Annotated in this window: 12 protein-coding genes; 8 read left to right on the top strand and 4 right to left on the bottom strand. The window is 57.2% G+C overall.

The genetic code is table 11. The annotated features are described in order from the left end of the window. Positions 1 to 42 precede the first annotated feature (42 nt). The 4 genes from QP400_RS08070 to QP400_RS08055 all read right to left on the bottom strand — a co-directional run bounded on the left by QP400_RS08070 (position 43) and on the right by QP400_RS08055 (position 3,972). A complete protein-coding gene (locus QP400_RS08070; RefSeq protein WP_004806921.1) occupies positions 43 to 903 on the bottom strand; it encodes a sugar phosphate isomerase/epimerase family protein in 861 nt (286 codons plus the stop codon). Positions 904 to 931: 28 nt separating this feature from the next. Then, positions 932 to 1,924, bottom strand: coding sequence for an inositol 2-dehydrogenase (iolG, locus tag QP400_RS08065; RefSeq protein ID WP_004806920.1), 993 nt, complete (start codon positions 1,922 to 1,924; stop codon positions 932 to 934). Between the two features lie 105 nt (positions 1,925 to 2,029). Further along, on the bottom strand, positions 2,030 to 3,106 hold the full coding sequence (locus QP400_RS08060; protein WP_004806917.1) for a transaldolase family protein: 1,077 nt from the start codon (positions 3,104 to 3,106) through the stop codon (positions 2,030 to 2,032). Positions 3,107 to 3,222: 116 nt separating this feature from the next. Further along, positions 3,223 to 3,972 carry a GntR family transcriptional regulator gene (locus QP400_RS08055; RefSeq protein WP_004806914.1) on the bottom strand — a complete coding sequence of 250 codons (750 nt, stop codon included), beginning with the start codon at positions 3,970 to 3,972 and terminating at the stop codon, positions 3,223 to 3,225. A 371-nt stretch (positions 3,973 to 4,343) separates the two neighbouring features. On the opposite strand from QP400_RS08055, the gene QP400_RS08050 reads away from it, so the two are divergent. The 8 genes from QP400_RS08050 to QP400_RS08015 all read left to right on the top strand — a co-directional run bounded on the left by QP400_RS08050 (position 4,344) and on the right by QP400_RS08015 (position 14,607). Beyond that, positions 4,344 to 5,951 carry an MFS transporter gene (locus tag QP400_RS08050; protein ID WP_004806912.1) on the top strand — a complete coding sequence of 536 codons (1,608 nt, stop codon included), beginning with the start codon at positions 4,344 to 4,346 and terminating at the stop codon, positions 5,949 to 5,951. Positions 5,952 to 6,066: 115 nt separating this feature from the next. Beyond that, positions 6,067 to 6,999, top strand: coding sequence for a TIM barrel protein (locus QP400_RS08045; protein ID WP_048706613.1), 933 nt, complete (start codon positions 6,067 to 6,069; stop codon positions 6,997 to 6,999). Positions 7,000 to 7,008: 9 nt separating this feature from the next. Continuing rightward, on the top strand, positions 7,009 to 8,016 hold the full coding sequence (locus QP400_RS08040) for a Gfo/Idh/MocA family protein (protein WP_004806908.1): 1,008 nt from the start codon (positions 7,009 to 7,011) through the stop codon (positions 8,014 to 8,016). A gap of 153 nt (positions 8,017 to 8,169) precedes the next feature. Continuing rightward, positions 8,170 to 9,159: a 5-dehydro-2-deoxygluconokinase gene (iolC, locus tag QP400_RS08035; RefSeq protein WP_004806906.1), complete on the top strand. Its 990-nt coding sequence runs from the start codon at positions 8,170 to 8,172 to the stop codon at positions 9,157 to 9,159. Between the two features lies 1 nt (position 9,160). Further along, positions 9,161 to 10,024, top strand: a complete 864-nt coding sequence (locus tag QP400_RS08030; protein WP_004806904.1) for a Cgl0159 family (beta/alpha)8-fold protein — start codon at positions 9,161 to 9,163, stop codon at positions 10,022 to 10,024. Continuing rightward, positions 10,021 to 10,905, top strand: coding sequence for a 5-deoxy-glucuronate isomerase (iolB, locus tag QP400_RS08025; RefSeq protein ID WP_004806902.1), 885 nt, complete (start codon positions 10,021 to 10,023; stop codon positions 10,903 to 10,905). The genes QP400_RS08030 and iolB overlap by 4 nt, the downstream gene beginning before the upstream one ends. A 10-nt stretch (positions 10,906 to 10,915) precedes the next feature. After that, positions 10,916 to 12,814, top strand: a complete 1,899-nt coding sequence (iolD, locus tag QP400_RS08020) for a 3D-(3,5/4)-trihydroxycyclohexane-1,2-dione acylhydrolase (decyclizing) (RefSeq protein ID WP_004806900.1) — start codon at positions 10,916 to 10,918, stop codon at positions 12,812 to 12,814. A gap of 293 nt (positions 12,815 to 13,107) precedes the next feature. Beyond that, entirely contained in the window at positions 13,108 to 14,607 is a 1,500-nt protein-coding gene (locus QP400_RS08015) for a CoA-acylating methylmalonate-semialdehyde dehydrogenase (protein WP_004806897.1), read from the top strand. Positions 14,608 to 14,667 lie beyond the last annotated feature (60 nt).

Raw genomic sequence — 14,667 nt, 5'->3', positions numbered from 1 at the left:
CGGGACGTTTCTTCTTCTAAGGAATGGACTAGTTAGCGCAAACTAGGCCAGAGCTTTCAACGCGTTATACGAGCGGCGTGCCATCTCGATCGGGCCTTTGCCCTCTTCGGGTTCTCCGTCGATCATGATGTCCTGCTCAAGAACGTAGTAGCCGTCGAAGCCGGCTTCGTTCAGTGCGTCAACTACTGCACGGAAGTCGATGTCGCCTTCGCCGATGGGGGCGAACATGCCTGCGCGCACGCCCTCGGACCAGGTCAGTTCGTGTGGCAGTAGTTTGTCGGTCATGTCCTTGTGGATGTCCTTGGCGTGGACAATGTCGACGCGATCTGCATACTTTTGTGTTAGCTTGACGATGTCGGCGCCGCCGGCGGCTAGGTGTCCGGTGTCTAGGCAGAGGCCGATGGAGGATTCTGCCATCATCTTCTCGACCTCTTCGACGTTCTGAATCATGGTGCCCCAGTGTGGGTGTACGCAGGCGGTGACGCCGTCCTTGGCAGCCCTTTCCTTGATGCGATCTAGGTTATGGAACAGGGTCTTCCAACCTTCATCGTCTAGGACGGGACGGTTGTCGTAGCCTTCGCGGCCAGAATCGCATGCCAGGATCAGGTATTCGCCGCCGGCAACGCGGAAGGCTTCCAGTTCCTTTTCCACTGCGGGCATCGGATCGTAGTTGGGGTCATGCATGATGGCCAGGAAGAATGCGCCAACCGGTTTCAGGTCGAACTTCGAGATGGCTTCGGCACGGGCTTGCGCTTCAACGGGCAGCCAGCCTTGGGGGCCAAATTCGGTGGCAGTTAGGCCGATTTCTTTCATTTCAGTGAGTACGCGTTCCGGGCTCATCTGGTATCCCCAGTTCGGGACTTCGCATACGCCCCAGGAAATGGGGGCTCCGGCGATCTTCATTTTTTCCTTCTTCTATGTTCTGTAGTTTTTATAGGTGGATGGGTTTGGAGCCGTCGTGTGCAGATTCTTCTGCGGCTTCAGCAATGCGCAGGGCGGCAAAGCCGTCTGCGATCGAGGGCGAGATTTCTTCGCCGGCCTCTAGGGCGTCGATGAAGTGGCCCAGTTCGAGGGCGTATGCGTCCGCGTAGCGGTCCAGGAAGAAGTCCAGGTAGACGTCCTGGGCGTCTGTGACTTGGTTGTTGGAGAAGCGCACGGTGGTGGGGCGAATGTTCTCGGCGAACAATGCGCCGTCCTTGCCGAATGCTTCCAACCGCTGGTCGTAGCCGGAGGAGCAGTGGCGGGAATTGGTGATGGTTGCTACCGCGCCAGACTCTGCGATCAGAGTGATTACTGCGGCGTCGAAGTCGCCGGTGTCTGCCAGTTCGGGATCTAGGTTCTGGCCGACGGCCTGAACAGTCTTGATTGGGCCGAGCATGAACTGCGCGGTGTCGAAGTCATGAATGGTCATGTCCTTGAAGATGCCGCCGGAAACCGCAATGTATTCCTTTGGTGGGGCAGCTGGGTCACGGCTGATGATGGTTAGCTGTTCGATTTCGCCGCCGATCTTGCCGTCTGAAACAGCCTTTCGGACGGCTGCGAAGGCGGGGTCGAAACGACGGTTGAAGCCCAGCATTACCTTTGCGTCGTATCCTTCGATGGCCTTCATCAGTTTTTCTTCGTCAGCAGAGGACATGGCAATTGGCTTCTCGCAAAGAGCCGCCTTGCCAGCTTTCACAGCGGCGGTGATGTGAGCGACGTGTAGTGGAGTGGGGGAGCCGATAATTACGGCGTCAATGTCGTCTGCCTGGAATAGTTCCTCGGCGTCGGCAACTGCGCGGGCGTCGTAGGACTTTGCAAGTTTTTCGGCTGCTTCGATGACCGGGTCGGCGATTGCCACTAGCCGCGCATTAGGGTGGGCGGCCAGGGAGCGGGCGTGAACCTGTCCGATGCGGCCTGCCCCAATTAGACCGAAATTAATCATTGTGTCTCCTTATAGGTGAAATGGAGTTAGGGACTTTTGGAATCGAAAAAGGGGCTGATTCCACCTGGTGGTGTGTAAGCGAAATCAGCCCCTTTTTAGAACTTGTTACGGCTGGGGAAGGATGATGTCGCGAACGAACGCATCCAGGTTTGCGTTGTCGGCAAGGAAGCCGCGCAGGGTACGAACGGTTGCGCCAAAGGTGAGGAACTCATCCGGCTTCATTCCGTCAGGCTCGTAGGCGCGCCGGAATTCGTCGATGGACAGCAGAGTCTTCATAATGTTTTCGGGAACTGGGGCATCCCAGCGCTCCACCATGTCGGCGCCGCCATCGTTGATGCGCTTTTGCCACTTGAACGGTGGGGAGACGACTAGGTCGCCACCGACCAGTTCTAGGTAGTGGTTGACGTTGCGGAAGGCAGCGGCGAGCATGCGGGAACGGAGCCCGCGCTTTTCGAATTCGACTGCGGCTCGCTTGATGGCTGCGATGCCGGCCCATTCCAGGTGGCCTGGGTCGATTACTAGGCGCTCGCGTTCGGCAACGATCTTGATCCAGTCGTCGAGGCGGCCAACCATAAGGGTAACTACTGGCCACATCTTTGAGATGTCCTTGCCCTCTTCTTCGCGGCGCTTGAGTCCGCGTTCAATTGCCTCGCCGGCGGATACTGCCTGTGGCACGGTGAAGGATACGGTGACGTTGCAAACTACTCCGCGGTAGGTGGCTTCCTCTAGAGCTTCGATGCCAACTGCAGTGGCTGGGATCTTTACGATGATGTTCGGAGCCATCTCAGAGAAGTGGACTGCCTGCTCTACCAGCTTTTCGGCGTTGCGGTAGTTGGCGGGAGTGGTCTGCACGGACAGGCGGCCGTTCTTGCCATTCGATTCTTCAAAGGCGGGTTCAAGCAGCTTGGCGGCCTCGACTGACATGTCTTCGACGGTCTTCCAACCGATCTCGTTCTCGGTTGCCGTGGGCATCTGCTCGGCCAATTTCTTGATGTGTGGCCCCCATACGTCCGGGTGGGCTTTCAAAGTGTTGAGGGCGATTGATGGGTTGCAGGTTGCGCCCACGCCGCCCATTTTGATCGATTCGCTCAGTTCGTGCAGGTCGGAAGAGTCGTTCCAGAGGGCGGTTTTGGTCTTCTGGGATGCTTCGTAGAGCGGCCCGGGGGTGTATTCCTTCGTCATTGAATCTCCTGGTGGTAGTCAGGACTGGAGAGCCTGCGCTGGCGTCTCCGTGTGAACAATGACAATGGTAGGCAAAGTTAAGACAATATGTCAATACATTGTCCTAACAAAATAGGTTAATTTGCGTTTAGACTCATGGTAAAAGAATATAGTGAGGCCCGGTATATGTGAGCCCCATACTCAATTGCACGCCCTTCAGCGTCGTAGCCGATGCGCTCCATGGTCAGCACTGCGGCCCCGCGCGATTCCTTTAGCAATTCGGCCTCGGTTTGGGTGGCTTTGCGAGCGCTGATCTTTTGGCGGGCGGTGTGGGTTGAGACGGAGTTGTTCTTCATGGCCGCGTAGAGGCCATGCTCGCTGAGCTCGGCCGGCTTTGGGGCAATGTCCTCGGGAATGTAGTTGGTCAGAATTGCCAGCGGCTCATTGTCTGCAAAACGCAGGCGGCGAATATAGGCGACTGGCTGGTCTTCGGAGATGCCTAGCGAGATTGCGACATGGGCGGGAGGGGTCGTGATGGTGTATTCCAGAACCTTTGTGGAGGGTTTCTTGCCTGCGCGATACAAATCTTCGTACAGGCTGGTTAGTTCTAAATCGCGGTGGATAGCCTTTGGGGCGACGATGGTGCCGATGGCCCGTTTTCTAATTACGAGTCCAAGGTCTACAAGGTTTTGGAGGGCGCGGCGGGCGGTAGGGCGCGAGACGCCTAGCCGCTTAGCCATTGATAGCTCATCTTCGAGCCGGGTTCCTGGCTCTAGTTGCCCGCTGGTGATCAGTTTGCGCAACGGTTCGCTGATCTGGTGGTATAAGGGGACTGGTAGGGAGTGGTCAACCCTGATCTGTGGCGCAGCCGGAACTTTCCCTGGCATTGTCGATTTACCTCCAAATTGATTATTGAGGGCGAGTGCTCCTCGGGTGCCGCCGCTGGTGCATTTGGGACGCATAAAGCGTCGCTTTGGAAAAATGTAGCGGCAAACTCGCACAAAGCATAACCGTGTATTAACTGCGCTGCCAAGCGGGAAATTCGGTGAGCGGTAGGCGGTTGCGGATACTCTGCAGAGATCAGCCTTATTAATTGTACGTAAAAATGTATTTACAAACAAGTGAAGCCTGCTATTGTGTTACTCAACTAGGTGCTTGGTTGCAGTATGCTATGTCCCTACCCGTACAGGGGCACCCCGGGCCATCCGCGCAAGGTGGCCTCGGCTGCTGCTAGTGCCGAAGATATGAGAGGACGAGGATGTCTGATATTAGAGCGCAGTTGCCAGATGGGATGGTCCCGGACAAGGCGGCAGTAAGTGGGCTTGTTGCTCGTATTAAGGCGAGCGGAAAGCATCGCGCCCCTATCGTACTTGCGATCGTGGCAACCATTGGTTCATTTCTGTTTGGGTATGACACCGGCGTTATTGCTGGGGCCCTTCCGTACATGTATCTTCCCCATGCAGCTGGCGGCTTGGCGCTGACAGCCTTCTCGGAAGGTGTAGTCACCGCTATTTTGGCTTTCGGTGCAGCTTTCGGTGCTTTCTTTGGGGGGCAAATCAACGACCGCATTGGGCGTCGCCGCTCGATTTTGTTCCTAGCGTTCATGTTCTGCTTGGGAACGCTCGGGTGCACTTTCTCGCCAAACGTCATTGTCATGTATCCCTTCCGTTTTATCTTGGGGTGGGCAGTCGGTGGGGCCTCATCGACTGTTCCTCTGTATCTAGCGGAAACTGCTCCGAAGTCCATTCGTGGGCCGATCGTGGCATTGGACCAGTTCATGATCGTGTTCGGTCAGTTCATTGCCTACTCGATGAACGCTGTGATCGCTCACTACAACCACGCTCCGCAAGCTGTAGTTGGGAGTGATCCTTCCGGCACTTACCAGCGCGGTGATGTGGTCAGCTGGGACATTCTAAAGAATATGACGGATGTTGCCGTCCTGGAAGGCAATGGGCACGCCTGGCGCTGGATGCTCGTGTTGGCAACCATTCCTGCTATTGCGTTGTGGTTGGGAATGCGTGTCATGCCAGAGTCGCCTAGGTGGTATGCGACCAGGAAGCGTTATTACGAGGCGATCGCTTCGATGAAGCGTCTGCGTACTTCTGATGAAGAAGTTGCTGACGAAATGTGCGAAATGATCGATCTGGAGCGTGCAGAAGAGAATCAAGAAAAGTGGGGCTTCAAGCAGGCGTTCAAGACTAAGTGGACGCGGCGAATTATTTATATCGGCATTGTGCTTGGTATCGGAGACCAGCTTACCGGCATCAATACGGCCATGTGGTACATGCCGAAGATCCTTCACTCGGCAGGCTTTGCTACCTCGGATGCCATTACCTTGAACGTAGTTACCGGATTCGTCTCGGCGGTAGGGTCTTTGATTGGCATGTGGCTTGTAGGCAAGTTCATGCGTCGCCATGTGGGGATGGGCCAAGAGGCGGGTATTGCTGCTTCCTTGCTAGTCCTTTCCGCGATCTTCCACTTTGGGATCCAGCCTTACACGGATGAGGCGGGCAATATTAGCAAGGCGATTCCTGCCTACATTCCGTGGCTGGTTGTGCTGGTGGTTTCCCTCTTTGTGTTTGCCAAGCAGGCGGGCACGGTCAACTGGGTGCTCATGTCTGAGATTTTCCCGGCAAAAATTCGCGGTATCTCGCAGGGCATATCCGTAGGCGCACTCTGGTTCTTCAACGGAATTGTCGCAATGGTATTCCCCTCGATGATGGAGTTCTTGGGAGGGTCAAAGACGTATCTGATCTTCGGCCTCATCAATATTGGTACCTTCCTCTTCTACTGGAAGGTTGTGCCCGAAACGAAGATGTACTCTCTAGAGGAGGTCGAAGAACGCTTGCAGAAGCGCTTTTCGTAGGCAAACGCCCGATAGGGTTGTTTGTAAGAACAAAAGAACATAGTATTGAGATGTGACGTCGACGACGACGCGACGCTTCAAAGAGGTGGCGCCCAGCTCAAGGAAAGGAGAGGAAATGACTTCTAAAGCTAGAAATCTGACCGATCCTAGGTACTCGAAGCTGGCAGTCGGTGTCTGCCCTGACCAGTGGGGCGTTTGGTTCCCCCAGGACGAAAAGCAGATAGAGCCTCGCCAAGCCATGAAGGAAATGGCAGAGGCCGGCTTCGAAATCCTGGAAACTGGCCCCTACGGCTACTTCCCGACTGACCCGAAGGAACTCACCCGGTGGTGTGACGAATTCGGTTTCAAAGTTGTAGCTGGTACCGGCTGGGGTATCCTGCACAAAGCTGAGGCATGGCCGGAAACTGAAAAGACCTTCCGCGCCATCGCTGAAACACACGCGGCAGTAGGAGCCGAATACATCGTGCACCTACCTCCGCTGTACCGTGACGACAAGTCCTGGCAGTGGACCGATGATCGCGTCCTGCGCCCCGACGCCTGGAAGCTGTACGTGGAAAACGCCAACAGGCTGGGGCAGATGCTGCTGGATGAATACGGACTGAAGATGGTGTTGCACCCCCACGGGGATTCGCACATCGAAACCCCCGAAGACATTGACCGAATCTTCAAGGCCACGGATCCGAAATACGTGAATCTGTGTCTTGACACCGGCCACATTGTCTACGGCGGCGGCGATCCGATTCAGATGGTGCGCGATTACCCAGACCGCATCACCTACGTTCACATCAAGTCCTTTGACGTGGCCCTATCAAAGCAGGCGCACGTGGAGGATTGGCCGTTTGGTGAAGCTGTCGCTAAGGGAGCCGCGGTGCGTCCTCCAGCGGGCGCGCCCGACATGGTGGCGCTGATTGACGCCCTTTCCAAATTGGACAGGGATATCTATTGCGTGTGCGAGCAGGATTGTTACCCGTGCGCGCCGGATTTCCCGCTTCCGAATGCTATTAAGACTCGCGAATACTTGGCCTCTATCGGCCTGGGAACCCTGTAGGAGCATGCCATGACAGTAAGAATCGGACTAATTGGATGCGGCGGCATGGGCAGGGCTCATGTGGATCGCATAGTGAATGATTTGGCCGGCGCGAAGGTGGTGGCCGCGGCTGACCTGAACTTACAGGCTGCCGAAGAGGTCGCAGCCCAAGTAGGTGGGAAGGCCTACGGCAGCGGGGCAGAACTGATCGCGGCCCCGGACGTCGATGCCGTATTGATTGCGACCTTCGGAAAGGTGCACGCCCCTGACGTAATCGCCGCCGTCGAGGCGGGGAAGTACGTACTGTGCGAAAAGCCGTTGGCTACTACTGCCGAGGACTGCAAGAAGATCATGCAGGCCGAGGAGAAAGCCGGCAAGAAGCTGGTGACCGTTGGCTTCATGCGGCGTTTCGACCAGGGCTACAACCAGCTGAAGGATGCTATTGCCGAGGGCGGATACGGCCCGGTGCTGATGGTGCACAACCGCCACCGCAACCCCACCGTGCCCGACAATTACACTTCCCGGATGCTGATTGACGACACGGCCATCCACGAGATCGACACGATGCGGTGGATGACTGGCGAAGAGATTAAGGCTGTGCGCGTTGATCCCGTCCGCCAGACCAGCCGCGCCCACGACGGGTTGGAAGAGCCGATCGTGCTGGTGATGTACACCGAATCGGGAATCCGCTTGGATGACGAGGTGAACGTCAATCTGGGGTGGGGCTACTCCATCGAATGTGAAGTGGTCATGGAAAGCGCGGCAGCCAGGTTGGGCGACCAGGAAAAGACCGTTATTCGTGACGCGAGCGGCAACCGCAATGCCATCTGCAAATCCCACATAGACAGGTTCAAGGCAGCCTTCGATACGGAAGTGCAGTCGTGGATCAACGCGGTAGCAGAAGATCGCCACACCGGTTCTACTGCCTGGGATGGCTACGCCGCCACCTCGGTAGTGGATGCCGCACTTAGATCCCAGGAAGAGGGCGGCAAACAGATTGCCGTTGAGCTAATCGAAAAGCCTGCTTTCTACAACTAAACAATCAGGTTTGCTCGGCGCTGCCGCCTGCTCCGAGCGGCAGCAAAGAGTAAACCTGCCCCACAATCAAAAGCCGGAGCAAGCGCCATCGATGGCGCAGGCAGCGTAGCTGCCAGCCACGCATACCGTGCACAATGAAGGAAGGTTTTGTCGATGCGTAGGATACCGGAACCGCAGCTGGATGTACTTACCATAGGGCGTTCTGGCGTGGACATTTACCCGTTGCAGACGGGAGTCGGACTGGAAAAAGTCACCTCCTTTGGTAAGTTCCTGGGAGGCTCCCCCACTAACGTTGCGGTTGCAGCGGCAAAATTGCGCCACTCCGCCGCGGTAATCACCGGGGTGGGCGACGACCCATTCGGCAGGTACGTGCGCAGCGAAATGCGCGCCCTCGGCGTGTACGACACCTACGTGAAGACCAGCAAGACGCTATCTACCCCGGTCACCTTCTGCGAAATCTTCCCGCCAGACAATTTCCCGCTGTACTTCTACCGGCAGCCGAAAGCCCCCGATCTGGAAATTACCCCGGAGGATATTCCAGAGGACGCCCTGCAGAAGGCCAAGATCTTCTGGATCTCGGTAACCGGCCTTTCTGAAGAACCTTCCTTCGGCGCTCACATGCACGCCCTGAAGGCTCGCGGGCGCGAGCACTGGGTGATTGCCGATCTGGACTACCGCCCCATGTTCTGGGAAGACGAAAAGCTCGCCACTGAACGAGTGGGAGAGGCCCTCCAATACGTCAACATCGCTGTGGGCAACAAGGAAGAATGCCGCATTGCGGTAGGCGAGACGGAACCAGACCGGGCAGCAGACGCCCTCCTAGATCGCGGCGTAGAAATTGCCATTGTCAAGCAGGGCCCGAAGGGCACCCTGTGCAAGACCAAGGATCGTCGCATTGAAGTTCCAGTCACCGAAGTAGACGTAGTAAATGGGCTCGGGGCAGGCGATTCCTTCGGCGGCACCCTGTGCCACGGGCTGCTTTCTGACTGGGATCTACCAGAAATTATCTCGGCGGCATCGACGGCAGGTGCCCTAGTATGCACCCGCCTAGAATGCTCGACCGCTATGGCTTCCGAGCCTGAAATCCTCGACATGATGAGGGCGCACCCGGAGGCCGAACCACAAGTAACCGAGCGGAACTGACATGTCCATCATCGAAAAAATAGCTGATATTCGCGCAACTGAACCCGAAAAGATTGCGCAAACCCTTGCTAACCGGAAGAAGGGAAGCGTGCCCAAAGACGGGGCAATGCTGATCATCGCTTGTGATCACCCGGCACGCGGAGCGCTCAAAGCGGGTGCCGACAACACTGCAATGGCAGACCGCGAAGAACTGCTCTCGCGCTGTGCTGAAGCCCTCGGACGCCCCGGCGTACACGGTTTTCTTGGCACCGCGGACATGATCGAAGACTTGGCGCTGATGGGAGCCCTGGAAGGCAAGCTGGTTTACGGTTCCATGAACCGCGCCGGCTTAGACGGCGCCAGCTTCGGCATAGACGACCGCTTCAATTGTTACGACGCGGCCGGCGTGAAAGCCGCCGGGCTGGATGGCGGCAAGATGCTTCTGCGCATTCATTTTGACGATCCCGCCACCCCGGCAACGCTAGATGCGGCTGCGAAGGCCGTGAACGAACTAGCAGATGAAAAAGTTATGGCCATGGTTGAACCGTTCATCTCGGAAACAAAAGATGGGCGGATTGTGAACAACCTAGAGCCGCAGGCGGTGATTCGCTCCATCGCGATCGCCGAGGGCCTAGGACGGACGTCCGCATATACCTGGCTAAAGCTGCCATGCGTACCTGACATGGAAAAAGTCATGGCGGCTACTACTCTTCCATCGCTTATTCTGGGTGGGGAAGTTTCCTCAGATCCCGAAGCTGCGATGAATGGTTGGGGCAAAGCCCTGAAACTACCGAATGTCAAAGGCCTAGTGATCGGAAGATCGCTCCTATTTCCGCCTGACGGCGATGTCGCCAAGGCGGTCGATCAGACAGTGGAGATGCTATGAGTGACAACGAAAAGTATTTGAAAAAAGCCGGTTCCACCGCTCACGGACAGTTTGACACTGATGTCTGTCCCGAAATTGCAGGATGGGAATTTTCCGGCATCAAGGTACTGAACCTGCCAGCCGGCGGAAGTGAAGAGGTGGACTCTGATGGCGACGAATTGCTGGTACTGCCGCTGGAGGGGGCGTGCACGGTAAGTGTAGAGGGCAAGGAATATGAACTCGAAGGACGCGAGAATATTTGGACCGAAGTGTCTGACTACCTGTACATTCCTCGCGACACCACCTTCACTATCACCTCTAAAGAGGGTGGCCGCTTCTGCCTGCCCACTTCGCGCTGCAACGAGCGCCTCGAGGTGTCCTACTGGGGCAAGGAAGCCGTCAACACCTCCTTGCGCGGGGCTGGCCCGTGCTCACGGCAGGTGAACAATTACGCCCTCGGCAATGAGCTTAAGACCGACCACCTGCTGGTCACCGAAGTGTTGACCCCGGGCGGGAACTGGTCCTCCTACCCGCCGCACAAGCACGACGAACATAACGAGAATGAGCGCAAGCTCGAAGAGATCTATTACTTTGAGGTGCGTCCTGGCAAGGACGGTTCTGAAGGCTTCGCCCTGCAGCGCGTCTACCCGTCTCCGGGCCACCCGATCGATGTGTGCACAGAGGTGCGCACGGGCGACGTTGTGGTTATGCCCTACGGCTACCACGGTCCTTCCGCCGCCGCGCCTGGCTACGACCTGTACTACCTGAATGTGATGGCAGGCCCAGCCGAGGACGCAACCTGGCTAATGACCGACGATCCGGTCCACGCCTGGGTGAAGGAAACATGGGGTGAGCAGCAGGTAGATCCGCGCCTGCCCATGACAAAAACAGTAGAAAAGTAGGCAAACAACAATGAAGAGCGAACCCAAAGTTAGGCTAACCGTCGGGCAGGCAATTGTCCGCTTCCTGGTGAATCAGTACTCCGAGCGCGACGGTGTAGAAAAGCGCCTTGTGCCCGGCACCTTCGGTATCTTTGGCCACGGCAACGTGGCTGGACTGGGGCAGGCGCTGCTACAAAACGAGATCGATCCAGAACCGGACGGTGGGCGCATGAAGTACATCATGCCTCGCAACGAACAGGGGCAGGTGCACGCGGCGGCAGCGTTTGCGAAAGCTAACGAGCGTACGCAGTTCCTGGCTTGCACGGCCTCGATTGGCCCCGGCTCCCTGAATATGGTTACCGGTGCGGCGCTGGCTACGACCAACCGCGTGCCCGTGCTGCTGTTCCCGTCGGACATCTTCTCTACCCGGTTCCCGGATCCGGTACTGCAGCAGTTAGAGGATCCCACCAGCCTGGACGTGTCGGTCAACGACGCCTTTAGGCCGGTGTCTCGTTTCTTCGATCGCATCAACCGGCCCGAGCAGTTGATGCCCTCGCTGATGGCCGCTATGCGTGTGCTGACTGACCCCGCCGAAACTGGAGCCGTGACCATCGCCTTGCCGCAGGATGTGCAGGCGGAGGCCTACGACTTCCCGGAGGCAATGTTCAATAAGCGCGTCTGGCACCTGCGCCGGCCCGCTGTCTCGCCGGCGGAATTGGAGCGGGCAGTTGCTGCTATCAAGGCTTCCAAGCGGCCGCTCATCATTGCGGGCGGTGGCGTCAAGTATTCGCACGCCCACGAAGAGCTGCGCGAATTGGCTACGGCAACGGGACTGCCGGTTGCTGACACTCAGGCAGGGAAGGGCGCTATTACCTTCGATCACCCGTCCTCGGTTGGCGGCGTGGGTTCGACCGGTGGCGATTCCGGCAACCATCTGGCTGACAAGGCGGACCTGATCATTGGCATTGGTACCCGCTACAGCGATTTCACCACGGCGTCGCGGACTCAGTTCAAGAACCCCGATGTCCGTTTCGTCAACATCAACGTGACTAGCTTCGACGCGGCGAAGAACTCCGCGGTGATGGTAGTTGCAGACGCCCGCGAGGCCCTGGTTGCCCTGAAGGACGCCCTTGCCGGATACAGGGTGGACGAGGACTACGCGAAGGAAATTGCGGCTGAGCGCGAAGCTTGGATGAAGGCCACTGAAAAGTGCTACCACCTGGACCATGGTCCGCTGCCGGCTCAGACCGAGGTCTTCGGCGCTTTGAACGAGATGCTTGGCGAGCGCGACGTGGTAATCAACGCCGCTGGTTCTATGCCGGGTGATTTGCAGGCGCTGTGGCAGGCCAAGTCCGAGATCCAGTACCATGTCGAATACGCCTTCTCGTGCATGGGCTATGAGGTTCCTGCCGCAATGGGCGTGAAGCTGGCGCTGCCTGACTCCGAGGTAGTAGCCATAGTGGGAGATGGCACCTACCAGATGCTGCCCATGGAACTGGCTACCGTGGTGCAGGAACGCATCAAGGTTATTTACGTGCTGCTGGAAAACCATGGTTTCGCCTCCATTGGCGCTCTTAGCGAGTCGCACGGTTCGCAGCGCTTCGGCACCCGCTACAGGGTGGGGGATGGCAACGCCCATAACGAGGACGGCGAACTGCTGAGCGTTGACATTGCGGCCAATGCCGAATCGTGGGGGCTGGATGTGCTTCGAGTGCACTCCATCGCGGAATTCCGCGATGCTTACGCGAAGGCAGCTGCCTCTGACAAGGCCACCATGATCTACATTGAAACGGATCTGTACGGGCCTAATCCGCCGGCTTCGTCCTGGTGGGACGTGGCGGTGTCGCAGACTTCCCGCCTTGATTCGACCAATGAAGCTTACAAGGAATACATCGAATACAAGGACAAGTATCAGCGGCATTACTGGTAAAACCCCCAGGAAGTAGCTTTCTTGGGTTCGCTCGAAAATGCCCCGACGCGCAAGCGTCGGGGCATTTTCCTTTCTCACCCCGGACTTGGGGCCCGGGTGTGGGCGGCCTGGCATTTGGCCCAACAGCAATGTAGAAGGGTGAAGAATGGCGAAACCCGTGCTCACAATAAAAGCGTATTGATAGGACAAACTGTTGAATGGTAGGACAAAAGACCGTAGTATGGGAGCAAGAGACCGAAGCAATTAGAGGCTCTTAGCAGACTTAAAAAGCAACTCATTGGGGAGATACTTTTATGACTTACGTTGTCAAGCCTTGGATCGGCGGCAAAGCCGTTGACGGTAAGGGTGGAAAAGTAGATATCGACAACCCGGCTACCGGAGAAGTCATTGGGACCTTGGAGCTGGTAAGCCCCGAGCAGGTAGAAGAAGCCATCGCTTTGGCAGACAAGGCGCAAAAGGAATGGCGCAACAAGTCGATTCCGAAGCGGCAGGAAGTGATGTACAGGTTCCGGCAGCTAGTCATGGACGATATTGACAATATGGCGCAGCTGTCGGTGGACGAACATGGCAAGACCTTGTCGGATGCGCGCGGAGAGATTCAGCGCGGCCTGGAAACGGTCGAATATGCATGCAACATTGGCGCCAATTCCAAGGGGCAGTATTCCTACAACGTAGGTACCAATGTCGATCTGAAGGTCATCCGGCAGCCTCTGGGCGTAGTAGCCGGCATTGTGCCGTTCAACTTCCCCGCCATGGTCCCTATGTGGATGTTCCCGCTGGCATTGGCCACCGGAAATGCTATTGTACTAAAGCCTGCCAACGCTGTTCCCTCTGCTGCCTTTGATATGGCGAAGAAGCTGAAGGAAGCAGGTCTTCCCGACGGGCTATTCTCGCTGCTGCCTGGCGACAACGAGATCACGAACGTCATGATCGACAACCCGGCCGTGCAGGGAGTGTCCTTTGTGGGCTCTACCAAGGTTGCCAAGCTGGTGCAGAAGCGAGCGATCGAAGCTGGCAAGCGGGTGCAGGCTCTTGGCGGGGCAAATAACCACGCTATGGTGATGCCTGATGCCGATCAGGAATTCGTAGCAAAGTGGCTGGCTGCAGCCGCATTTGGTGCTGCCGGGGAGCGGTGTATGGCACTCTCTGTGGCGGTGGCTGTAGGCGAGGCTGGCGATGGCCTGGCCGAGGCGGTAAAGAAGCAGGCTGCCGAGATTGCTATTCCGGGGCAGGGGAATGACAAGAAGTCCGGTTTTGGCCCGGTCATCTCGAAGGCCGCCCAGGAGCGCATTATCTCTTGGATCGACGAGGCGGAAAAGATGGGCGCCAAGGTTGTTCTGGATGGACGCAAGCAGACGGTGGAGGGCTACGACGGCGGCTACTGGCTGGGCCCAACCATTCTCGAGGACGTTCCGCTAGAGGCCAAGGCATACTGTGAAGAGGTATTTGGCCCGGTACTGCTGATTCAGCATCGGGACTCCTTTGATGAGGCGATTGAGCTAATGAATGCCCAGACCGTCGGCAACGGCTCGGCTATCTTTACTAATGACGGCGGGGTTGCCCGGCGTTTCGAGCACGAGATTGAGGCTGGCATGGTCGGCATCAACGTGCCAATCCCAACCCCGGTTGCCTACCACTCTTTTGGCGGCTGGAAGGATTCGCTGAACGGCGAGCACCACATTCACGGGCCCGAGGGCGTCGAGTTCTACACTCGCGCAAAGGCGATCACTTCGCGCTGGCCCTCCGAGGACGGCGTCCACGACGCGACGCTGTCTTTCGAAAAAGAAGACTAATTTAGCCTAGCGAATAGGGCCTGACCAGGGAGTAAATCTCTGGTCAGGTCTTTTTAAAGG

Source organism: Winkia sp. UMB3158 (assembly GCF_030217145.1).
Classification (GTDB): Bacteria; Actinomycetota; Actinomycetes; order Actinomycetales; family Actinomycetaceae; genus Winkia; species Winkia anitrata.
The sequence above is the reverse complement of the archived record's forward strand: the minus strand, read 5'-3'. Positions and strand labels throughout refer to the sequence as shown.

What these genes read in the sequence shown, in the direction of transcription:
- QP400_RS08070 (WP_004806921.1), bottom strand. Translation starts at nt 903, where the DNA reads ATGAAGATCGCCGGAGCCCCCATTTCCTGGGGCGTATGCGAAGTCCCG.
- iolG (WP_004806920.1), bottom strand. Translation starts at nt 1,924, where the DNA reads ATGATTAATTTCGGTCTAATTGGGGCAGGCCGCATCGGACAGGTTCAC.
- QP400_RS08060 (WP_004806917.1), bottom strand. Translation starts at nt 3,106, where the DNA reads ATGACGAAGGAATACACCCCCGGGCCGCTCTACGAAGCATCCCAGAAG.
- QP400_RS08055 (WP_004806914.1), bottom strand. Translation starts at nt 3,972, where the DNA reads ATGCCAGGGAAAGTTCCGGCTGCGCCACAGATCAGGGTTGACCACTCC.
- QP400_RS08050 (WP_004806912.1), top strand. Translation starts at nt 4,344, where the DNA reads ATGTCTGATATTAGAGCGCAGTTGCCAGATGGGATGGTCCCGGACAAG.
- QP400_RS08045 (WP_048706613.1), top strand. Translation starts at nt 6,067, where the DNA reads ATGACTTCTAAAGCTAGAAATCTGACCGATCCTAGGTACTCGAAGCTG.
- QP400_RS08040 (WP_004806908.1), top strand. Translation starts at nt 7,009, where the DNA reads ATGACAGTAAGAATCGGACTAATTGGATGCGGCGGCATGGGCAGGGCT.
- iolC (WP_004806906.1), top strand. Translation starts at nt 8,170, where the DNA reads ATGCGTAGGATACCGGAACCGCAGCTGGATGTACTTACCATAGGGCGT.
- QP400_RS08030 (WP_004806904.1), top strand. Translation starts at nt 9,161, where the DNA reads ATGTCCATCATCGAAAAAATAGCTGATATTCGCGCAACTGAACCCGAA.
- iolB (WP_004806902.1), top strand. Translation starts at nt 10,021, where the DNA reads ATGAGTGACAACGAAAAGTATTTGAAAAAAGCCGGTTCCACCGCTCAC.
- iolD (WP_004806900.1), top strand. Translation starts at nt 10,916, where the DNA reads ATGAAGAGCGAACCCAAAGTTAGGCTAACCGTCGGGCAGGCAATTGTC.
- QP400_RS08015 (WP_004806897.1), top strand. Translation starts at nt 13,108, where the DNA reads ATGACTTACGTTGTCAAGCCTTGGATCGGCGGCAAAGCCGTTGACGGT.